Here is a 21,866-nt window from a genome sequence, read left to right on the forward strand (position 1 = left end):
TAGAAAACGTTTTAAAAAGAGACTTTACAACTACTTATATTAACGAAAAATGGGTAGGAGATATTACATATATTCATACTAGTAGGGATGGTTGGTGCTATTTAGCTTCAGTTCTTGACTTACATTCTAAAAAAATAATTGGCTACGCTTTCGGTAAAAGAATGATTAATGATTTAAAAGAGCTATGTAAAGAGTTTAATATTATACAATCATTTAGTAAAAAAGGTTGTCCTTATGACAATGCTTGTATAGAATCTTTCCATTCTTCAATGAAGAAGGAAGAAATCTATAGAAATACATATCGTACCTTCGAAGAAGCCAATATAGCTATATTTAAATATATTGAAGGTTGGTATAACAGAAAAAGGATACACTCTTCTATTAATTACATGACACCAGAACAATGTGAGTTATTAGCTAGAAGTGCAGCATAAAAAAGTTTGACTTTTTGTGTCCAAAATATTGACATAAGACCAGTTCACAAGAAATGAATTATAAGATTAGATAGTTTCACTTTCAATTCACTGATAATCAGGAATTTATAGGGGAGATTAAAGTATAAATTGTATAACTTTTATATTAATTATTTATATTAATTAACTCATGGTTAAATTTTTATCTTTACAATTAACTACAGCTCAATTGTTTACATTAAAATATCTTGTTAAAATAATAATACCAAAGGCTTTTGATATTATTTAAAATGAGAGGTTAATAATACTATGAAAATAAATGATATTATAAAGAAAAAGAGAATTACACTAGGAATGACACAGGAGCAAGTTGCAGATTATCTTGGTGTTTCAACACCAGCAGTGAATAAGTGGGAAAAAGGTGGCTGTTATCCTGATATAACATTATTACCAGCACTAGCTAGGCTTTTAAAAGTAGATTTAAATACATTACTTTCTTTTAATGATGACTTATCAGAGAAGGAAATAGGTAATTTTTTAAATGAATTATATGAAGTTGTAAGCACTAAAGGTTTTAATACAGCATATGAAGTAGCTATTGATAAGATTCAGCAATTTCCTAATTGCTATAAGTTGATTCTAAGCACTGCAACCATGTTATCAGGAATGATTTGTATGTTTGGAGTAGATAATAGAGAATACTATGAAGGACAAATAGAAGCTTTATATGTAAGAGTGCTAGAAAGTGAAGACTTAGAGGTTAAAAATGAGGCAACCTCTATGCTTATAAATAAATATTTAGAGAGAAATGAATATAAAAAAGCACAAAGCTGTATAGATAAATTACCTACTGTTACATATGATAAAGATAGGTTACAAGGAAGACTTTATATTAAAAAAGGTGAGTTTGATAAGGCCTCTGAACTTTTTAGCTATAAGTTAATAGAAGCAACCACAGATATTTTTACAATATTAATATCCATGATGGAAATAGCTTTAAAGGATGGTAGAAAAGAGGATGCCAAATATTTTGCAGAGATTTTAGACAAAACAACAGATTTATATGACCTATTGGATTACAATGGACAAGTTGGATATTTCAAATTATACAGTGATGAAAAAGATGCAGATAACTTTGTAATTGTACTTAAAAAAATGCTAGAAGCAATGAAAAAGCCATGGAACCCATCAAAATCTAAACTATATGCAAATATGAAGGTTAATCAAAGTGAAGAAGGATTTGAACAATTTATTGATACCTTTGTAAATACTCTGAAAAGTGATGTTGAAGGTGAACTAGGTTTTGTAAAAAATAATGAAGAATTTAATGAATTAATAAACAATATTTAATAAATAAAATAATAATTTGATTTTTCATTAAATTTGTTTTATCATATATTTTATATTAATATTAAGAAGAATAAAAAATTCTATGAAAAGAAGAGTACTTATTTATAATTATCTACTAGCGAGTAAGAATAGAGTGGAAGTCTTATAAGATATGAAATAAGGAAGAGGAACTTGGAGAAGCTACCTGAGCATTTATATGTAAGGGTGTGACGTTAACTGCGTTAAAGTTTTGAGTGAACTAGAATTTTCTAGTTAAATTGAGTGGTACCACGGAAATATTCCGTCTCTTTGTATTATAAAGAGGCGGTTTTTTTATATTAAAAAAATAGGAGGCAGATTATGAAAATATTTATTGATCAAATCAGCGATATAGTTAAAGATGTTTTTGAAGGACTTGGATATGACAGGGAATCAGGAAAGGTAACTGTATCAAATAGACCAGACCTTTGCCAATATCAATGTAATGGGGCGTTACCTAATGCTAAGAAACATGGAAAAGCACCAAGAGTTATAGCAGAAGAAGTAGTAGCTAAATTAAAAGAAAATAAAATTTTCTCTAAATTAGAAATAGCAGGACCTGGGTTTATTAATATAACAATTAATGATGAGTTCTTAATTGATTATATTAATAAGATGAACAAGGATGAAAAATTTGGTACTTCACCAGCAACAGAAATTAAAAAAATAGTTGTAGATTACGGTGGAGCAAATGTTGCTAAGCCTTTACATATAGGGCACTTAAGATCTGCAATCATTGGTGAAAGTATTAAGAGAATTGCTAAATACTTAGGACATGATGTTATTGGTGATGTTCACTTAGGAGATTGGGGTCTTCAAATGGGTATGGTTATTTCAGAAGTGGAAAGAAGAAATCCAGAATTACCATACTTTGATGCAAGCTTTGAAGGAGAGTATCCTGCTGAAGCACCATTTACAATAGATGAGCTTGAAGATATATATCCATATGCAAGTAAGCTTGCTAAATCAGATGAAGTTGTAATGGAAGCTGCTAAGAAGGCAACAGTGGAACTTCAACAAGGAAGAAGAGGATATGTTGCTTTATGGAAGCATATCTTAAATGTATCAGTTGCTGACTTAAAGAAAAATTATGGAGCATTAGATGTAAGCTTTGAATTATGGAATGGTGAAAGTGATGCACAAAAATTAATTCCAGATATGGTTAAGGAATTAAAGGAAAATGGATATGCACATGAAAGTGAAGGAGCTTTAGTTGTTGATGTAAGTAAAGAAGATGATAAAGCACCTATTCCACCACTTCTTTTATTAAAATCTGATGGAGCGTCACTATATGGAACTACAGATTTAGCTACAGTTGTAGAAAGAGTTAGAGATTTAAGAGCTAATGAAATAATATACTTAGCTGATAAGAGGCAAGGACTTCACTATGAACAATTCTTTAGAGCAGCAAGAAAATCAGGAATTGCTAGGGAAGATATAGTATTAGACTTTATTGGTTTTGGTACAATGAATGGAAAAGATGGTAAGCCATTTAAAACTCGTGAAGGTGGAGTAATGAGACTTGCTGACTTAATAAGCATGATTAAAGAAGCTGGTAAAGAAAAACTTAAAGATAATAAAAATATAACAGCAGAAGAAGTTGAAGAAATATCATCAAAAGTAGGGTTAGCTGCTTTAAAATATGGTGATTTATCAAATCAAGCTTCAAAAGATTATATCTTTGATATAGATAGATTTGCTTCATTTGAAGGAAACACAGGGCCATATATTCTTTATACAATAGTAAGAATTAAGTCTATCTTAAATAAAGCTGCCATGGATATTTCTAATGTATCTATAGATATACCAACAACTGAAGCAGAAAGAAACTTAATGCTTCAAGCAATTAAGTTCAATGAAATGATAGAAAGCAGCTTTAGAGATAGAGCACCTCATAAGGTATGTGAATATATATATGAATTATCCAATAACTTCAATAAATTCTACAACGATACAAGAATAATATCAGAAGAAGATGAAGCTAAGAAAGCATCATGGCTTGCATTAATAAATCTTGTGAAAAACATCTTAGAAGAATGCTTAGAATTATTAGGTATGGAAAGCGTTGAAAGAATGTAGTAAAAATGAAAAATTAAAACTGAATAATTTAATTTTTTATAAAAAAAAGCACCTTCAACAGGTGCTCTTTTAAATAATGGGGGGATGGGAACCTGTTTTTACACAGGTTTATATCTACATTTATAGTATTGACTTTATTAATAAAATTATACAAAAAATAAAAAATAATTTTAAAATAAAAAGAGCACTAAAGTGCTCTTTTTACAATATTTAGAAGTCGGATTGACCAGTTGTTCTTGGGAATGGTATTACATCTCTGATGTTAGACATACCAGTTATGTACATGATAAGTCTTTCAAATCCTAAACCAAATCCAGCATGTTTAGTTTCTCCATATTTTCTAAGTTCTAAGTACCACCAGTAATCTTCTTCATTAAGATCTAATTCAGCCATTCTTGTCTTTAAGACATCAAGTCTTTCTTCTCTTTGGCTTCCTCCTATGATTTCACCTATTCCTGGAACTAAACAATCAGTTGCAGCAACAGTTTTTCCATCATCATTAAGTCTCATGTAGAATGCCTTGATATCCTTTGGATAATCTGTAACAAATACTGGCTTCTTGAAGATTTCTTCAGTTAAATATCTTTCATGTTCTGTTTGAAGATCAATACCCCATTCAACTGGATACTCAAAATCTTTTCCACAGTTTTTAAGAAGTTCAACTGCTTCTGTATAAGTAACTTTACCGAAATCTGAAGTTACTATATGATTTAACTTATCTAATAATCCTTTTTCAATGAATTGGTTGAAGAAAGCCATTTCTTCTGGACATTCATCCATAACGTATTTAATTACGTATTTTAACATGTTTTCAGCAAGTTCAATATTATCATCTAAATCAGCAAATGCTATTTCAGGTTCAATCATCCAGAATTCAGCTGCATGTCTCGCTGTATTTGAATTTTCAGCTCTGAAAGTAGGACCAAATGTATAGATATTTCTAAATGCTAAGGCATAACTTTCACCATTTAATTGTCCTGAAACTGTAAGGTTAGTTTCTTTGCCAAAGAAATCTTCTTTGTAATCAATTTTTCCATCTTCAGTTTTTGGAATATTATTAAGATCTAAAGTTGTAACCTTAAACATTTCTCCAGCACCTTCACAGTCACTTCCTGTTAAGATTGGAGTATGAGTATATACAAATCCTTGATCTTGGAAGAACTTGTGGATTGCATATGCTGCTACAGATCTTACTCTGAATACTGCTGAGAAAGCATTACTTCTTGGTCTTAAGTGAGCAATTGTTCTTAAGTATTCAAAAGTATGTCTTTTCTTTTGTAATGGGTAATCAGAATCTGACATACCTTCTATTACAACTTCTTTAGCTTGAATTTCAAATGGCTGTTTAGCCTCTGGAGTTTCTACTAAAGTACCAATAACTTTTATTGATGAGCTGATTGGTAATTTTGAGATTTCTTTAAAGTTTGATAGGTTGTTATCAAAAACCACCTGAATATTTTTAAAGAAGCTACCATCATTAACTTCTATAAATCCAAATGCATTTGAAGCTCTTAAAGTTCTTATCCAACCAGAAATAGCAATTTCTTTAGTTAAATATTCTTGAGAATTTCTGTAAAGTGATTTTACTAAAACTACGTCTTTCATAATTTACCTCCTAAAAATTTTTATAATAAAAAAACCTCTCATCTCCATAAATAATGGGACGAAAGGATAACTTACGTGGTACCACCCAAATTGCCTATATTAAGGCCACTTAGTGCATAATGCAAAATTAATAACGGATTAAACCCGTCTAAGCCTACTAAAGTTTTACTGGTTCGGTTAGAAACTCCGAGATGTTCTTCACAAATGATTTCGTATAAGGCTTACACCATCCCTTATTCGCTAAAAACTACCTTCAAATGCTACTCTTCTCTTCATAGTAATTACGATATTTATATTTAATAATTCGATTTTACAATAGTTTGCTAACATTTGCAACTTAAATTCATAATATAATAGCTATTTATGGCTACTTAAAATAAATAAATTAACGTGAAGGGTACATTCATTGTTTAACTAAAGTAGAGCATCTTTCAATGCTCTATTTTATTACTCTTGTCCTGTTTCATATGAGTTTACTATGGCTGAAGGGAAGTTTAACATAGTACAGTCTTTCATGATTCTTTTGTATTCATATTTCAGTTCTCTGATAGTAACATCAATTTTACCTAAATTGTTAATATCTAATATTGCGTATGTAATATTAGGTCTACCTATTTTAGGTTTTCCAATACTTCCTATATTAACAATAAGTTTATCATTAAATTTTTTTATATATGGTATATGAGTATGAGCACAAATTAAAACATCATCTTCAAAGTTTTCCATAACTTTTTTTGTGTTTTCTGCATCTTCAAATAGGTATTCATTTATTAAGTTAGGACTTCCATGAGTAAAGCATAAATTAATACCGTTAACTGTATATTTTAATTTTTCAGGCAATGAATCTAAATAAAATTTATTTGAAGTTCTTAATTCAGAGCATGTCCAAGGTAAAGAAAAAGAGTTAATTTCAGTATTTCTTATATAAGTATAAGCACCATCCACCACTGAAGCATCATAATTACCTTTTATACAAGGAATTTCTCTTCTCTTTATTAAAGCAATAACTTCATTAGGATGAGGTCCGTAACCTACAAAATCTCCTAAGCATACTATCTTGTCTACTTTTTGATCATCTATATCTTCTAATGCTTTCATTAATGCGTATATATTTCCATGAATATCTGATATGGCTGCTATTTTCATTTTTAAATCCTCCAATGTATTTACTAAGATAATTATATCATTAATTATAATTTTAGTGACAAAAATAGAAGTGGATATTATTGAAAATATAAAGTATTATTATAGAAAGAATTGATAGTGTTTTGGAGGTGTTTTTTATGAAAAATAGTAGAGTAAATAAGGTTTTAGAAGGAATGATGAGAGAAGGATTATCACAAATGATAATTACATCTCCAGCATCTATATTTTATTTAACAGGAAAGTGGATACATCCAGGTGAAAGAATGATTGCTTTATATATAAATAAAAATGGCAATCATAAAATGGTTATTAATAGGTTATTCCCTGTATATGAAGATTTAGGTGTAGAAATGATTTGGTATGAAGATACTGAAAATCCTATAGACCACTTAAATAAATGTATTGATAAGAATGAAATTTTAGGAATAGATAAAGATTGGCCAGCGAAATTTTTAATACAACTTATTAATAGTAATGTAGCTAAGGGATTTGTTAATGGTTCGCCAATTATTGATAGAGTAAGAATGATTAAAGATGCTGAAGAGATAGAAATAATGAAAGCATCATCAAAAATAAATGATGCAGTAATGCTTAAGCTTTGGAATAACTTAGAAGTAGGTAAATCTGAAAAGTATTATGTAGGTCTTTTACAAGAATTATATGAAAGTGAAGGAGCATCAGGATTTTCATTTTCTCCAATAATAGCCACTAGCCCTAATGGTGCAGATCCACATCATGGCACAGGCAAGGACCTTATCAAAGATGGCGATAGTATTGTTTTAGATATTGGTGGAAAATATAATTCTTACTGTTCAGATATGACGAGAACAGTATTTATTGGAAAAGAGCCAAGTAAAGAACATGCTGATATATATAATATTGTAAAGAGTGCTAACGAAAAAGCTATTTCAATCATTAAAGAAGGTGTGAAGTTCTCAGATATAGATAATGCAGCAAGAAATCTTATTAAAGATGCTGGTTATGGAGAGTATTTTACTCATAGAACAGGTCATAGTATTGGAATAGAAGTACATGATTTCGGTGATGTAAGCGGAGTAAATCATGAAGAAGTAAAAGCAGGCATGATATTCTCAGTAGAACCTGGAATATACCTAAAAGACAATATAGGTGTAAGAATAGAAGATTTAGTATTAGTGACAAAAGATGGTTGCGAAATACTAAATTCAGTAACTAAAGAAATAGTTGTATTATAAAAAGCTAAAAAGCTGTACCGCAAGGTACAGCTTTTTTAAATTGTTTTAACTATTCTATTCATTAAATTAATGAAGTTAGTTTTAACTTTTGTAGAAGTTTCCATAACTTCTTCATGGCTTAAAGGCTGATCTAGTATTCCAGCAGCCATGTTAGTAATGCAAGAGATTCCCACAGTCTTTATACCAGAGTGGTTTGCAATGATAACTTCTGGAACAGTAGACATACCAACAGTGTCACCACCTAAAATTCCAACCATACGAATTTCTGCTGGAGTTTCATATGTTGGACCAGATAGCATCACATAAACCCCTTGCTTTAAGTTTAATCCTAAATCTTGGCCTGCTTCTAATACTTTATTTCTTAGGTCTTTGTTATATGCTTCAGACATATCAGGGAATCTTGGACCAAACTCATCAAGATTTCTACCAATTAAAGGATTTGTACCAGAAAGATTGATATGGTCATTAATAATCATTAAATCTCCAGGGTTTAAATCTGTATTTACAGCTCCACAAGCATTAGTTACAACAAGTTTAGAAACTCCTAAAAGCTTCATAACTCTTACAGGGAAGGTAACTTCTTGCATTGAATATCCTTCATAGAAATGAAATCTTCCTTGCATAGCTATAACTTGCTTTCCTTCTAATAAACCAATTACTAGTCTTCCTTTATGTCCTTCTACAGTAGATGTAGGGAAGTTAGGAATATCGGCATAGTCAAAGAATTCAGCTTGCTCTATTGTATCAGCTAAAGAACCAAGACCAGAACCTAATATTAATCCTATTTCAGGGGTATATTTGCTTTTGCTTTTTATAAATTCAGCAGCTACTGATATTTTGCTTAATAAATCCATTAGTATCACCTCTTAAGTTTATTTTTTATTAAGAATTAAGTAGAAGTTCTCCTACTTTAACAACATCTCCAGCTCCTACAGTAAGAACTAGATCATCTTTTTTAACTTTATTTTTTAAGTAGTTTGCTACTTCTTCATGGCTATGAAGATTTATGCAGTTAAAACCTTTTGCTCTTATAGAATCACCAAGTTCATCTGATGAAACAAGACCAGTATCTTTTTCACGGGCAGCATAGATATCCATTAGGATAAGCTCGTCAGAATCTTTAAAGCAAGTAGTAAAGTCATCAAATAAAGTTTTTGTTCTAGTATAAGTGTGTGGTTGGAATACACAGTATACTTTATTATGAGGAATAAGTTTTGCTGTATTTAAAGTGGCAGCAATCTCTACTGGATGATGAGCGTAATCATCAATTATAGTAGCACCATTAAATTCTCCTTTGTATTCAAATCTCTTATGAGCACCTTTGCAGGCAGCTAAGCCATTAATAACAGCTTCATTAGGAATTTCTAAGATTAAAGATGTACATATTGTTGCTAGAGCATTTAGGATATTATGTCTTCCTGTTGTGCTTAAAGTAACATCAAATAATTCCTTATGATGATGGAATACAGTGAAAGTAGCACAACCCTTATTGTTAAATGAAATATTACCAGCTGTAACATCGCCTTTATCAAATCCGTAGCTTAAAGTTTTACATTTTGCATAGTTAAGAACTTCCACTACTCTAGGATCTTCTGCACAACCTACTAGATATCCGTCATCAGGGATTAAGTCAGAGAACTTTTTAAAAGTATCTTCAATATGATTGATATCTCTGTAATAATCCAAATGATCAGCATCTATGTTAAGGATAATACCTATGTAAGGGTAGAATTTTAAGAAAGATGCTTTATATTCACATGCTTCTGTTACAAAGTATTCACTTTCGCCAATCTTATAGTTTCCATGGATAGCATCAACATCTCCACCTACAAGGATAGTTGGATCTAAGTTTGCTTCAATAGTTATGTGGGAAAGCATAGAAGTAGTAGTGGTCTTCCCATGAGTACCAGCAATAGCTACATTATACTTATGTCCTTTCATGATATAGCCTAAGAATTCAGCTCTATCCATCAATTCTATGTTTTGAGCTTTGGCTTCTATTAATTCTGGATTATCAGCAGGAATTGCAGCTGTGTAAACAACTAAGTCAACGTTTCTTAAGTTTTCTTTTTTATGTCCAATATATATTTCAGCATTAGCTTCTCTTAATTTATTTAAAACTTCAGATTCCTTAGAATCAGAACCAGAAACTCTATATCCTTTTGTTAGTAGTATAGCAGCAAGTCCGCTCATACTTACTCCACCAATTCCAATGAAGTGGACTTTCTTATGTTTATCGATATTTAAGTCAAAAGCCATCATATCAACTCCTTTATATAATCTATCTATAATTATATACAAAATTTACAATTTGAACATATAAAATAATAAATATATGAAAATATATATTGAAAAAAAGGGGATAAGGCAATTATATATATTTAGAAAGATTTTTAAAATTAGTGAGTAAAACTATTGATAATAAGCTATATTTAGAATAAAATATGAATATTATAGGGTAGAAAAAATATGAAAGTTCGTGATGAGGCATATAAAGAAAGGAGAAAAAATGGAAAAATTAAGCAGAAATAATAGGGTTGTAATCATTACTAAGATTTTAGTTGAAAATCCCAATAAGGTAATAGGCTTAAATAGATTTTCAGAATTATTAAATGCAGCTAAGTCAACAATAAGTGAAGATATAGTTATTGTTAGAGAAGTACTAGAAAAATTAGAAATGGGTAAAGTTGAAACTATATCTGGAGCAGCTGGAGGAATAAAGTTCATTCCTCAAATGGGCGTTAGTGCTAAAGAAGAGTTTGCTAATGAATTATGTGATGCACTTATGGAAGAAGGAAGAGTTGTTCCAGGTAACTTCATCTATTTAACAGATATAATGTATAATCCACAAATAATAAGTAAGGCAGGTGTCATATTAGCTTCTTATTTCAAATCAATGGATGTAGATTATGTTGTGACAGTTGAAACAAAAGGTATTCCACTGGCTTATGAAGTTGCTAAGAGTTTAGGTATAGAGTTAGTAATTATAAGAAGAGAAAATAAAGTTACAGAAGGGCCTACTGTTTCTATTAATTATTTATCAGGCACAAGTGGAAGAATACAACAAATGTCTTTAGCAAAGAAATCTATGAAGCCTTCTAGCAGATGTGTATTTATAGATGACTTCTTAAGAGGCGGCGGAACAGCTCAAGGGATAACTGATTTATTAAAAGAATTTGATAGTGAATTAGTTGGTACTGGGGTGTTAGTTGATAATATAGGTGTTGTCAATAAGAGAGTAACGGATTATGTTTCAATCATCGATATTGAGTATATAAGTGAAGACGGTAAGATAAAAGTAACTCCTTCCAATCTAATAAAATAAGAAAAAACCAGTTGTTTGATATATTTTTTTGTAAAATTTAAAAAAAATTAAGTAAAAAAAAGGATTTTTAAACTTTTTATAGAAATATATTTATATAAAAGCAACTGGAGGTGGAGTGAAATGACAATCACAGACGTTAGAGTTAGAAAAATAGCATCAGAAGGAAAAATGAAAGCTATTGTATCTGTGACATTTGATAATGAATTTGTAGTACATGATATTAAGATTATTGAGGGGCAAAATGGTTTGTTTATAGCAATGCCAAGCAGAAAGACACCAGATGGTGAATTCAAAGATATTGCACACCCAATCAATACTGAAACAAGAGAAAGAATACAAAGTGCAATTTTAGAAGCTTATGAAAAGGCAGTTTCTGAAGAAAGCCTAACTGTAAGTGAATAAAATTTATATCAAATATTAATTAAAAAGAGGCATAGCCTCTTTTTTGTTAAAATAAATATAGTATATTATTTCATTATAGTTAAATGTAAGCTATATATATTTTATAGAGGAAGGTTGAAATCAAAACGTTAATGAAATATAATATATTAAGGTATGCGAACAATAAATGGATAAAATGAAATTTTGTCCTCATAATTGAAGAGGTGAATTTATGTATAAGTGTGCTCTTATTTTAGCAGCAGGGCAAGGGACAAGAATAAAATCTGATTTACCAAAGGTATTACACAAAGTTTGTGGAAAAGAAATGGTTAATCATGTTATAGATACATTAAGAAAGGCAAAAATTGAAGATGTAAATGTTATTGTTGGAAAAGGTGCAGAATTAGTTAAAGAAAAAACTAATAGCAGAAATGTTAGCTATTCACTTCAGACAGAACAGCTTGGAACAGGTCATGCAGTTAAAAGTGCTATAGAGTTTTTAAGTGGGAAAAAAGGAACTGTAGCAGTTTTTTGTGGAGATGCTCCATTGATAACAGAAGAAACGATAGGAAGATTATTTAATGAACATATCAATAATGAAAATAGCACAACACTTTTAACATCTATATTAGATGATGCTACAGGGTATGGAAGAATCATCAGAGATGGAGAAGAAGTCCTTAAGATAGTTGAACATAAAGATTGTAATGAAGAAGAATTAAAGGTTAATGAAATGAATGCAGGAGTTTACTGCTTTGATATTGAAAATCTTTTAAACTCTTTAGAAAAATTATCTAATAACAATGCACAAGGAGAATACTATTTAACAGATGTTATAGGGATTCAAAAAAGCGAAGGTAAAAAAGTTGGCGCTGTTGTTGTTGATTATGAAGAAACAATTGGTGTAAATTCAAGAAGACAGCTGGCAGAAGTTGAAGAAATACTAAGAAACAGAATAAACAACAGACATATGGATAATGGAGTCACATTAATAAATCCAAGTGTTACGTATATAGGTGCTGATGTAGAAATAGGCAAAGATACTATTATATATCCAGGAAATACTATTGAAGGTGTAAGTAAGATTGGAAGTGGGTGCATTATATATCCAAATTCAAGAATAAATAATAGTGTCATTGAAGATAATGTTCAAGTAGAAAGTTCTGTAATAATAGATAGTAAAATAGGAAGTTATACAACAGTAGGTCCATTTGCTTATATAAGGCCAGAATCTATCATAGGAAGCCATGTTAGAATTGGTGATTTCGTTGAAATAAAGAAATCAACAATTGGCCATAATACGAAAGTATCACATTTAACATATGTTGGTGATGCTGAAGTAGGAGAAAATTGTAATTTTGGCTGTGGAACAGTAACAGTTAATTATGATGGAAAAAATAAAAATAAAACAATAATAGGAAACAATAGTTTCATTGGATGCAATACTAATCTTATATCTCCAGTTAAGGTTGAAGATAATACTTATATTGCAGCAGGATCAACAATAACTAATGATGTAAAAGAGGGCGAACTTGCAGTAGCAAGAGCTAAGCAAAGAAACATTGAAGGTTGGGTTGAAAAAAGAGGGTTAATTAAAAAGTAAGTATTCTTACTTTATAATATAAATAGCTAGACAGCCAAAATAAGGAGGATCTAATAAGTATGATAGCTCATGGAAAAAACATAAAAATATTCGCAGGTAATTCACATCCAGAATTAGCAGAAGAAATTGCAAATTTATTAGGATTGACATTAGGAAATTCAAAAGTTTCAACTTTTAGTGATGGGGAAATATCAGTAGATATAAATGAAACAGTTAGAGGAGCAGATGTATTTATCGTTCAATCTACTAGCAGCCCAGTAAATAACAACTTAATGGAGCTTCTAATCATGATAGATGCTTTTAAAAGAGCATCAGCAGGAAGGATAACAGCAGTTATTCCATACTATGGTTATGCAAGACAAGATAGAAAGGCAAAATCAAGAGATCCAATTACAGCTAAGTTAGTGGCTGACATATTAACTGCAGCAGGAGCAGATAGAGTATTAACAATGGATTTACACGCATCACAAATTCAAGGGTATTTCAATATACCAGTAGACCATTTATTAGGATCACCAATATTGGCAGAACATTTCATTGAAAATGGATTTGAAGAACAAGATGATGTAGTTGTTGTATCACCAGATCTTGGAAGTGTTACAAGAGCAAGAAAATTTGCAGATAAGCTTCATGCACCAATTGCTATAATTGATAAAAGAAGACCTAAGGCAAATGTTTCTGAAATAATGAACATTATAGGAGATGTAAAAGATAAGAGATGTATACTTATCGATGATATGATCGACACTGCTGGAACTATTGCCAATGCAGCAAATGCATTAAAAGACTTAGGTGCTAAAAATGTATATGCATGTTGTACTCATGGTGTATTATCAGGACCAGCTTTTGAAAGAATAAATAATTCTGCTATTGAAAAGCTAGTTATGTTAAATACAATACCATTACCAGAAGACGAGCAAAATTTAGAAAAATTCAATTCAATATCTGTTGCGCCTATATTTGCAGAAGCTATTAGAAGAATTTATGATGATAAGCCAATAAGTAAATTATTCGAAAACTAATTACATAAAATAATCTTCAAGTTATAATTAATTTGAGGATTATTTTTTATTTTAAAATTATAGCAAGATTTCTTTAAAATAATAAATATAAAAAAATGTAACAAATGTTAATTTTATAAGAAAAGTAAGGTAGTTTGCTAGGTTTTAGGATAGAATATTTTTATAAGGATGGTGTAAGAAAATGGACGATAAGTTAGGAAAAATCTTAATTGTAGATGATGATGAAAATATAAATGAGCTAATAGACATGTATTTAAAAAGCTCAGGTTATGAAACAAAAAAATGTTTTAATGGGCTAGATGCTTGTAATATAGTTACTAATGATAATATAGGATTAGTAATTTTAGATATTATGATTCCAGGAAAAGATGGTGTGGAAGTACTGAAATTTATTAGAAAGCAAAGCAATGTACCAGTGATAATGCTTACGGCAAAAGGTGAAGTCTTTGATAAAGTACTTGCTTTAGAACTAGGTGCAGATGATTATATGGTAAAACCTTTTGATCCAAAGGAGCTTTTAGCAAGGGTAAAGGCTGTAACTAGAAGATATAGTCCAGAAGTTAAAAATAATGATGTTATAAAGTTTAGTGATCTTACTATTGATATAGGAGGATATGAAGTAATTTATAGGGATAATATGGTAAAGCTTGCACCGAAAGAGTTGGAATTACTACACTACATAGCTAGTTCTCCCAATAAAGTATTTACTCGTGAACAACTGATGTATGAAGTTTGGGGATATGATTATCCAGGGGATTCAAGAACTGTAGATGTCCATATCAAGAGGCTTAGAGAAAAACTAAAAGGCGGAGAAACATGGGAGGTACAGACCGTATGGGGTGTTGGATATAAGTTTGAGGTGAAGTAATGTCAAGGAAAGAAAGTATAAACCAAAGGATAATAGTCACCTTTATTTCTGTTACAAGTATAGTGTTGATTTTTCTAGGTTCAATTATGACGATATTATTTAATAAAAATTACCACAGTACAAAATTATCAAATTTAGAAAAGCAGATGGGTATAATTGAGAATTCCATAAATAATTATTTAAATCAACAGGATGGTTCATATAGCCAACTTAAAGAAATAATAAAGATGGCCTGCATATCAACTAATACTGAAGCTATAATTACCGATAGGCTAGGATATGTATATTTAGTGAATGGGGAAGATTATCAGAATTTAATGTATAGCAAAATTAAATTAAATACAGAGTCTTTATCTTCCAATATAGAATTTAAGAAAGAAGTATTTAAGGTAGATAATGCTTCAATAAAGGGATATGTAAAAGCTATATATGAAGATGGTGAAATTGATGGATATATGATTATGGTTATGCAAAATGAAAGTGAAAGAAATTTTAATATGTTTATTATTTGGATAACAGTTATCATTGAAATAATAATCTCTGCAATAGTAATTAAAATAGTAACTAATCAGATAATCATAAGGCCAATAGATAATATTAATAATGTAGCTAAAAGGTTAGCAAAAGGTGAAGTAGAAAAGAGAGTAGTGGTAAATTGTAATAATGAAATTGGAGAGTTAGCAGAATCATTTAATATGATGGCAGAATGCTTAGAGAAGTCAGATACAAAAAGGAGAGAATTTATATCAAATGTATCTCATGAGCTAAGATCACCAATTACGTCTATAAAAGGATTTATTGGAGGTATTTTAGACGGAGTAATTCCAAGAGACAGAGAAAATTATTATCTTAAAATTGTTTATGATGAAGTAGATAGACTAGCAAGGCTAGTAAATGATTTATTAGATATGTCGGCTATGGAGTCAGGAAAATTTAATTTGGCAATTACTGAATTTGATATTAACCAAGTTATAAGCCTTTGTATTTTAAACTTAGAGCACAAGATTCAGGAAAAGGGGTTAAATGTTAAAGCCACATTCCACAATAACAGGGCTTATGTATTAGGTGATAGGGATAGAATAATACAAGTAGTTACAAATATTATTGAAAATTCAATTAAATATAGTAATGATGATGGCGAAATAAAGATAGATGTATATTCTAAAGGAGAAAAAATATATGTAGATATATTTAATTCTGGAGAATGTATAGAGGAAAAAGAACTTAATAAGATATGGGATAGATTTTATAAAAGTGATAAATCAAGAACTAATAAGCTTAGTACTGGATTAGGGCTTCCTATAGTAAGGTCTATATTATCACAACATAATGAAGATATATGGGTGAAGAATATAGAGGGAAAAGGTGTTAGCTTTATATTTACGCTAAAGAAATCTCACTAAAAGGGAATTGTTTCGGAGGTGTAATTGATGGATGATAATGTTGATAGAAAAACTAAAGAAAATGATAAGATCTATAAGATAATTTTTGAAAAGAAAAATACTCGTACTAATATACGCATAGGAATTAACTTAGGAATTATAGTAATAATAGCATTAATAGTATTAAGTGTATTTTTAAATTTTATTATTAAATATAAATACGGAGATGTTATTGAAGAAGTTAAAAATACAAAATTTAATAAAAATAATATGATTATTAGTGATTATACTTCAGTGGTAAAGAAAGTATCAAAGTCATTGGTAACTATAACTGAAGATAATGGAGAAGCTAATAGTGTTACAGGCGTAGTCATAACTGAAAGAGGAGTAATACTAACTAATTATTCAGGAATCAAGGATATGGAACACTTAAATGTGATCTTTAATAATGATGAAGAAGAATCTGTAGAGGGAAAGCTTTTATTAAAGGATGAAGAATTTGATTTAGCACTAATTCAAGTAGATTATGAAGGGAATATTCAGGCTATTAAGTTGGCTGATGAAGATAGCATTGTGGAAGGACAGGGAATAGCTGTATTAGGCAGTGTATACTCTGAAGGTCAAAAAATAGAAAGTATTATTCCAGGAATAATTGTCGCTAGGTATAATAAGTCAGGAAAATACGATACTTTAGTAGAAGAATGTACCTTGCTTCAAATAAGTGCACCTATTAACTTAAATAATACAGGTGGTCCTATATGTAATGCTAATGGTGAACTTATAGGAATAGGTAGTCTTTATCTTACTGAAAAATTTGGTTTAGAAGGCGTTTATTATGGTATTGAATTGAAAAACTTAGATAATATAATAAATTCAACATCAATAATAAAAGAAGTATTAGGTATTACAGAAGGTGGAATATTGATGGATATAGAGCATCATAAACATGGTTTTTATGTTGGACAATTGAAAAAAGTCGGAAATGCATATAAGTCTGGTATTAAGCCAACAGATATCATAGTATCAATTGAAGGCGTTAATATATCTAATATTAATGGAATAACTGAAATGTTAAATTCTAAAAATAAAGGAGATACTATATCTTGTGAAGTCTTAAGTGATGGAATTATAAAAGAAGTAGAAATAAAAATATATAATTAATATATAAAAGGATATTTGGTGATTTATGCTAAGTATCCTTTTATTAAATTTATTATTATTTTATAAAAGGAAAAAATGGTATAATATAAAGTAGATTATTTTAGTACAGAGAGGAATTGACAGAATGTATTTAGTAGTAGGATTGGGAAATCCAGGTAAAGAATATGAGGGAACAAGACATAATATAGGATTTGAAGCCATAGATTATTTAAGTGATAAGTATAATATAGAATTAAATAGGGAAAAATTTAAAGGTGTTTTTGGTGAAGGATTTATTCAAGGTAAAAAGGTAATTTTATTAAAACCAACTACATATATGAATTTAAGTGGAGATAGTATAAGGGAGGTAGCTAATTTTTATAAGCTTTCTAATGAAGAAATTATTGTCTTATATGATGATATAAGTTTAGCTATTGGAAGGCTTAGGGTAAGAGAGAAAGGAAGTCATGGAGGACATAATGGGATAAAGAGCATTATAGCTAATTTGGCAACAGATGTATTTCCAAGAGTTAAAATTGGTGTGGGAGCACCAAAAGGAGATTTAGTTTCGCATGTTTTAGGGAAATTTTCTAAAGAGGAAAATGAAGTTTTAGATAAGACATTAAGGGCAGTAACAGAAGCTGTGGAAATAATGATAGATAAAGATACTAAGGAAGCAATGAATAAGTGTAACGGATTTGATGCTTTAAAGTGTGTTTAAACTTTTAAGGAAGGTGTGTATAAATGAGATTACAGGGGGTAATGCAGCCCTTAAAGGATAATATGAAATTTAAATCAATAACTGAGAAAATTTCAGAAAAAACATTCCCTATAAATATATATGGCATATCGGAATCAGGTAAAAGCTACATTATAAATGGAATATTTGAAGAGAATGATAATTCTATGGTGATAGTAACTCATAGTGATGTAGATGCCAAAAATTTATATGAAGATTTAAGTTTTTATACAACGGATGTTTTTTATTTTCCAGTGAGAGAAGTAGTATTTTATAATGTAGATGCTATTTCAGGAGATTTAAGATGGGCAAGGCTAAAGGTAATAAAGGAAATATTACAAAACGAAAGAAAGAAAATAATAGTTACTTCTATAGATTCACTTACATCTTTATATACTCCTAAAGAGTATTATTTAAGATATAGTATGATAATAAAGACGGGAGATAATGTTGATTTAAAAGAAATATCTAAAAGTCTTCTTCAGTGTGGCTATGAAAGAGTAGAAGTTGTTGAAGGAAAAGGTGAATTCTCATTTAGAGGAGGGATACTTGATGTATTCCCTCCTACATCAGCATACCCATATAGAGTTGAATTGTTCGGTGATGAAGTAGATTCAATAAGGACATTTAATACAGAATCCCAAAGAAGTATTGAAAAGGTAAAGGAATTTAGTATTTTCCCTTCTAAAGAGGTTATTGTAGATGATGAAGGTAGAAATAGGGCAGTGCAAACTATTAATGAAGAATTAAAAAATATAGTTGCTAATGTATCTAATTTAAATAAAGAAAGTGTAGAAAAAATAAAGGGAATAGTAGGAAAAAATATTGAGTTACTAAATAATACTTATTATTTTGAAACCATTGATAGTTATTTACCATTTTTCTATGAAAAATTAGATAGTTTCTTTGATTATTTAGATGGATATACTTTTATAGTAGATGATTTTAAAAGAAGCTTAGGAAAAATGGATAGTATTTATTATGAATTCAATGAAAATTATATATCATTCCTGCAAAGAGGAGACATACTTCCACTACAAAATAATCTTTTATTAAATAAAGGAGAACTGGAATCTAAATTAGAAAATAGTAGCCTTATAACATTAAGTTCATTCTTAAATAAAAGTGACAATTTATTTAATACTGTAGATATTGGTTTTGAGGAAATTACATTAAATAAATATAATGGACAGTTAAATTTACTTATTGAAGATATTGAGGAGCGTAAGGAAAAGAAATATAAAACTGTCATACTTGCAGGAACAAGACCAAGAGGCGAAAGGTTAGTGAAAACCCTTATGGAAAAAGGGATTTCCAGCACATATAAAGATTCAATAGATAAAATTGAAGCTGGAGAAGTAGTAATTACTTTTGGTAATCTTATAAGAGGATTTGATTATCCAGAATTAGAACTTAGTATTATTTCTGATAAAGATATTTTTGGTGAGACAAGAAGAAAACATTCTGGCAAGGCAGTAAAAAGAAAAGGTGTTGCTAAAATAACTAGTTTTGCAGAGTTAAAACCTGGTGATTATGTAGTTCATGCAAACCATGGAATTGGTATATATAAGGGAATTAAGCAAATGGTAGCTGGTGGAACCACTAGAGATTATCTAGATATTGTTTATGATAAAGGCGATAAGTTATATGTTCCAGTAGATCAGCTTGATTTAGTACAAAAATATATTGGTAGTGAAGGAAATTCACCAAAGATTAATAAGTTAGGTGGAGCAGAATGGCAAAAGGCAAAAGCAAAGGCAAGAAAATCTATCAATGAAATTGCTCAGGATTTAGTGAAACTTTATGCAGCAAGAGCAACGCTTAAAGGCCATAGCTTTGGAAAAGATACTGAGTGGCAGAGACAGTTTGAAGATGAGTTTCCATATGAAGAAACACCAGATCAATTAGCATCATTAGAAGAAATAAAAAGTGATATGGAATCAGATAAACCAATGGATAGATTGCTTTGCGGAGATGTTGGATACGGTAAGACGGAAGTTGCCATAAGAGCTGCTTTTAAAGCTGTAATGGATGGAAAACAGGTTGCTTTCTTAGTGCCAACCACTATTCTAGCAGAGCAGCATTATAATAATTTTATTAAAAGATTTTCTGATTTTCCTATAAAAATAGATATGATAAGCAGGTTTAGGACACCAAAGCAACAAAAGGCAACACTTCAAGCTTTAAAGGAAGGTAATGTTGATATATTGATAGGAACTCATAGGCTTGTATCAAAAGATATTGTATTTAAGGATTTAGGATTACTAGTTGTTGATGAAGAGCAAAGGTTTGGTGTTTCTCAAAAAGAAAAAATAAAAGGTATGAAAAAAAATGTGGACGTACTTACATTAAGTGCAACTCCTATTCCAAGAACACTTCATATGTCCCTTACAGGAGTGCGTGATATATCAGTAATTGAAACACCACCAGAAGATAGATATCCTATTCAGACGTATGTTGTGGAACAAAATGATCAGCTTATAAGAGATGCCATACTTAGAGAAATAAGTAGGGATGGTCAAGTTTATTTTGTATATAATAGAGTGCAGAACATTGATAGTATGGCTAACTATATTAGAGATCTTGTACCTGAATGTAAGGTTGGGATTATGCATGGTAAAATGACAGAAAAAGAGTTAGAAACTGAGATGATAGCCTTTATGAATAAGGAATATGATGTTTTAGTATGCACTACAATTATTGAAACTGGTATTGATATATCAAATGTTAATACAATGATTGTGCATGATGCAGATAAGATGGGACTTTCGCAGCTTTATCAATTAAGAGGAAGAGTTGGAAGAAGTAATAGGGTAGCGTATACTTACTTTATTTATACTAAGGACAAGATACTTACAGAAGTAGCTGAAAAAAGACTAAAAGCATTAAAGGATTTTACTGAACTTGGATCAGGATTCAAAATTGCCATGAGAGACTTAGAAATAAGAGGAGCTGGAAATATGATGGGGTCATCTCAACATGGGCATATGGCGAGTATTGGCTATGATTTATATTGTAGAATGTTAGAAGACACCGTAAAATTAGTAAAGGGTGAAATTGAAAATGAACCTATAGAAACATCAGTAGATATGAAGGTGGATGCATTTATACCATCATCATATATAACTGATGAAATTCAAAAGATAGAAGTTTATAAAAAGATTGCCGCCATTGAAGATATCAATGATTTTATGGAAATAAAGAGTGAATTAGAAGATAGATATTCAAATATTCCTGATTCAGTGTATAACTTGATGGATATAGCATATATCAAGAGCCTATGTAAAGGCTTATATATTGAAGATATAAAGGAAATTGCTAAAGAGTTAAGGTTTAAATTTGTTAAGGGATATAAAGGCTTCGAAGGTATATATAGTGTTTTATTGAAGCAATATAAAGATGATGTGATATTGTACTTTGGAGAAACGCCATCATTTGCAATAAAGTTAGATAATATAAAGAAAGAAGCCGCATTAGAATATTATAAAAAATTATTAGAAGATATAAGTTAAAATTCACAAAAAAAATACACTATAAAAATTGAATAAAAGCAATAATACTGTTATACTTAGACGTAGATA

At 30.0% G+C, this 21,866-nt stretch carries 17 protein-coding genes and 2 other annotated features; of the genes, 13 read left to right on the forward strand and 4 right to left on the reverse strand.

The genetic code is table 11. The features are described 5' to 3' along the window. The 3 genes from H8R92_RS11010 to argS all read left to right on the forward strand — a co-directional run. A partial coding sequence (locus tag H8R92_RS11010) for an integrase core domain-containing protein (RefSeq protein ID WP_186835485.1) occupies positions 1 to 434 on the forward strand: 434 nt, incomplete at its 5' end. Between the two features lie 288 nt (positions 435 to 722). Then, a complete protein-coding gene (locus H8R92_RS11015; protein WP_022211375.1) occupies positions 723 to 1,763 on the forward strand; it encodes a helix-turn-helix domain-containing protein in 1,041 nt (346 codons plus the stop codon). 73 nt (positions 1,764 to 1,836) lie between these two features. After that, positions 1,837 to 2,054 (forward strand) — a binding site (T-box leader). 48 nt (positions 2,055 to 2,102) lie between these two features. Then, on the forward strand, positions 2,103 to 3,860 hold the full coding sequence (gene argS / locus H8R92_RS11020) for an arginine--tRNA ligase (RefSeq protein ID WP_022211376.1): 1,758 nt from the start codon (positions 2,103 to 2,105) through the stop codon (positions 3,858 to 3,860). Positions 3,861 to 4,070: 210 nt separating this feature from the next. Here argS and asnS read toward each other — a convergent pair whose 3' ends face one another. Together asnS and H8R92_RS11030 are read right to left on the reverse strand one after the other, a co-directional pair. Beyond that, entirely contained in the window at positions 4,071 to 5,465 is a 1,395-nt protein-coding gene (asnS, locus tag H8R92_RS11025) for an asparagine--tRNA ligase (RefSeq protein ID WP_022211377.1), read from the reverse strand. 51 nt (positions 5,466 to 5,516) lie between these two features. Beyond that, positions 5,517 to 5,750: a binding site (T-box leader), on the reverse strand. A 162-nt stretch (positions 5,751 to 5,912) separates the two neighbouring features. Then, positions 5,913 to 6,611: a metallophosphoesterase family protein gene (locus H8R92_RS11030; RefSeq protein ID WP_022211378.1), complete on the reverse strand. Its 699-nt coding sequence runs from the start codon at positions 6,609 to 6,611 to the stop codon at positions 5,913 to 5,915. 137 nt (positions 6,612 to 6,748) lie between these two features. Between H8R92_RS11030 and H8R92_RS11035 the strand changes: the two genes are divergently transcribed. Then, on the forward strand, positions 6,749 to 7,825 hold the full coding sequence (locus H8R92_RS11035) for a M24 family metallopeptidase (RefSeq protein ID WP_022211379.1): 1,077 nt from the start codon (positions 6,749 to 6,751) through the stop codon (positions 7,823 to 7,825). Positions 7,826 to 7,860: 35 nt separating this feature from the next. On the opposite strand, the gene H8R92_RS11040 is transcribed toward H8R92_RS11035, so the two are convergent. Next, the gene (locus H8R92_RS11040) at positions 7,861 to 8,679 is read right to left on the reverse strand and encodes a purine-nucleoside phosphorylase (RefSeq protein ID WP_022211380.1); all 819 of its coding nucleotides are present in this window, start codon (positions 8,677 to 8,679) and stop codon (positions 7,861 to 7,863) included. 28 nt (positions 8,680 to 8,707) lie between these two features. Continuing rightward, positions 8,708 to 10,084 carry a UDP-N-acetylmuramate--L-alanine ligase gene (murC, locus tag H8R92_RS11045; protein ID WP_186835486.1) on the reverse strand — a complete coding sequence of 459 codons (1,377 nt, stop codon included), beginning with the start codon at positions 10,082 to 10,084 and terminating at the stop codon, positions 8,708 to 8,710. A 250-nt stretch (positions 10,085 to 10,334) separates the two neighbouring features. Here murC and purR point away from each other — a divergent pair, with 250 nt between their 5' ends. The 9 genes from purR to mfd all read left to right on the forward strand — a co-directional run bounded on the left by purR (position 10,335) and on the right by mfd (position 21,797). Beyond that, the gene (gene purR, locus H8R92_RS11050) at positions 10,335 to 11,150 is read left to right on the forward strand and encodes a pur operon repressor (protein WP_022211382.1); all 816 of its coding nucleotides are present in this window, start codon (positions 10,335 to 10,337) and stop codon (positions 11,148 to 11,150) included. Positions 11,151 to 11,270: 120 nt separating this feature from the next. Beyond that, positions 11,271 to 11,552, forward strand: coding sequence for a septation regulator SpoVG (gene spoVG / locus H8R92_RS11055; RefSeq protein WP_022211383.1), 282 nt, complete (start codon positions 11,271 to 11,273; stop codon positions 11,550 to 11,552). 211 nt (positions 11,553 to 11,763) lie between these two features. Continuing rightward, positions 11,764 to 13,134 (forward strand): bifunctional UDP-N-acetylglucosamine diphosphorylase/glucosamine-1-phosphate N-acetyltransferase GlmU, encoded by a 1,371-nt coding sequence (gene glmU, locus H8R92_RS11060; RefSeq protein ID WP_022211384.1) that lies wholly within the window; start codon positions 11,764 to 11,766, stop codon positions 13,132 to 13,134. Between the two features lie 59 nt (positions 13,135 to 13,193). Next, the gene (locus H8R92_RS11065) at positions 13,194 to 14,156 is read left to right on the forward strand and encodes a ribose-phosphate diphosphokinase (protein ID WP_022211385.1); all 963 of its coding nucleotides are present in this window, start codon (positions 13,194 to 13,196) and stop codon (positions 14,154 to 14,156) included. Positions 14,157 to 14,337: 181 nt separating this feature from the next. After that, on the forward strand, positions 14,338 to 15,024 hold the full coding sequence (locus H8R92_RS11070) for a response regulator (protein ID WP_022211386.1): 687 nt from the start codon (positions 14,338 to 14,340) through the stop codon (positions 15,022 to 15,024). Continuing rightward, complete coding sequence (locus tag H8R92_RS11075; protein WP_022211387.1) at positions 15,024 to 16,427, forward strand: HAMP domain-containing sensor histidine kinase; 1,404 nt, start codon at positions 15,024 to 15,026, stop codon at positions 16,425 to 16,427. The genes H8R92_RS11070 and H8R92_RS11075 overlap by 1 nt, the downstream gene beginning before the upstream one ends. Before the next feature lie 27 nt (positions 16,428 to 16,454). Continuing rightward, positions 16,455 to 17,567, forward strand: coding sequence for a S1C family serine protease (locus H8R92_RS11080; RefSeq protein ID WP_022211388.1), 1,113 nt, complete (start codon positions 16,455 to 16,457; stop codon positions 17,565 to 17,567). A 124-nt stretch (positions 17,568 to 17,691) separates the two neighbouring features. Next, positions 17,692 to 18,267, forward strand: a complete 576-nt coding sequence (pth, locus tag H8R92_RS11085; protein ID WP_022211389.1) for an aminoacyl-tRNA hydrolase — start codon at positions 17,692 to 17,694, stop codon at positions 18,265 to 18,267. A gap of 23 nt (positions 18,268 to 18,290) precedes the next feature. Beyond that, positions 18,291 to 21,797 carry a transcription-repair coupling factor gene (gene mfd, locus H8R92_RS11090; RefSeq protein WP_186835487.1) on the forward strand — a complete coding sequence of 1,169 codons (3,507 nt, stop codon included), beginning with the start codon at positions 18,291 to 18,293 and terminating at the stop codon, positions 21,795 to 21,797. The last annotated feature ends 69 nt before the right edge of the window (positions 21,798 to 21,866 follow it).

The sequence above is a fragment of the Clostridium lentum genome, from assembly GCF_014287815.1.
Lineage (GTDB): Bacteria > Bacillota > Clostridia > Clostridiales > Clostridiaceae > Clostridium > Clostridium lentum.

Coding starts and splice junctions, on each gene's coding strand:
- H8R92_RS11015 (WP_022211375.1), top strand. CDS start 723: ATGAAAATAAATGATATTATAAAGAAAAAGAGAATTACACTAGGAATG.
- argS (WP_022211376.1), top strand. CDS start 2,103: ATGAAAATATTTATTGATCAAATCAGCGATATAGTTAAAGATGTTTTT.
- asnS (WP_022211377.1), bottom strand. CDS start 5,465: ATGAAAGACGTAGTTTTAGTAAAATCACTTTACAGAAATTCTCAAGAA.
- H8R92_RS11030 (WP_022211378.1), bottom strand. CDS start 6,611: ATGAAAATAGCAGCCATATCAGATATTCATGGAAATATATACGCATTA.
- H8R92_RS11035 (WP_022211379.1), top strand. CDS start 6,749: ATGAAAAATAGTAGAGTAAATAAGGTTTTAGAAGGAATGATGAGAGAA.
- H8R92_RS11040 (WP_022211380.1), bottom strand. CDS start 8,679: ATGGATTTATTAAGCAAAATATCAGTAGCTGCTGAATTTATAAAAAGC.
- murC (WP_186835486.1), bottom strand. CDS start 10,084: ATGGCTTTTGACTTAAATATCGATAAACATAAGAAAGTCCACTTCATT.
- purR (WP_022211382.1), top strand. CDS start 10,335: ATGGAAAAATTAAGCAGAAATAATAGGGTTGTAATCATTACTAAGATT.
- spoVG (WP_022211383.1), top strand. CDS start 11,271: ATGACAATCACAGACGTTAGAGTTAGAAAAATAGCATCAGAAGGAAAA.
- glmU (WP_022211384.1), top strand. CDS start 11,764: ATGTATAAGTGTGCTCTTATTTTAGCAGCAGGGCAAGGGACAAGAATA.
- H8R92_RS11065 (WP_022211385.1), top strand. CDS start 13,194: ATGATAGCTCATGGAAAAAACATAAAAATATTCGCAGGTAATTCACAT.
- H8R92_RS11070 (WP_022211386.1), top strand. CDS start 14,338: ATGGACGATAAGTTAGGAAAAATCTTAATTGTAGATGATGATGAAAAT.
- H8R92_RS11075 (WP_022211387.1), top strand. CDS start 15,024: ATGTCAAGGAAAGAAAGTATAAACCAAAGGATAATAGTCACCTTTATT.
- H8R92_RS11080 (WP_022211388.1), top strand. CDS start 16,455: ATGGATGATAATGTTGATAGAAAAACTAAAGAAAATGATAAGATCTAT.
- pth (WP_022211389.1), top strand. CDS start 17,692: ATGTATTTAGTAGTAGGATTGGGAAATCCAGGTAAAGAATATGAGGGA.
- mfd (WP_186835487.1), top strand. CDS start 18,291: ATGAGATTACAGGGGGTAATGCAGCCCTTAAAGGATAATATGAAATTT.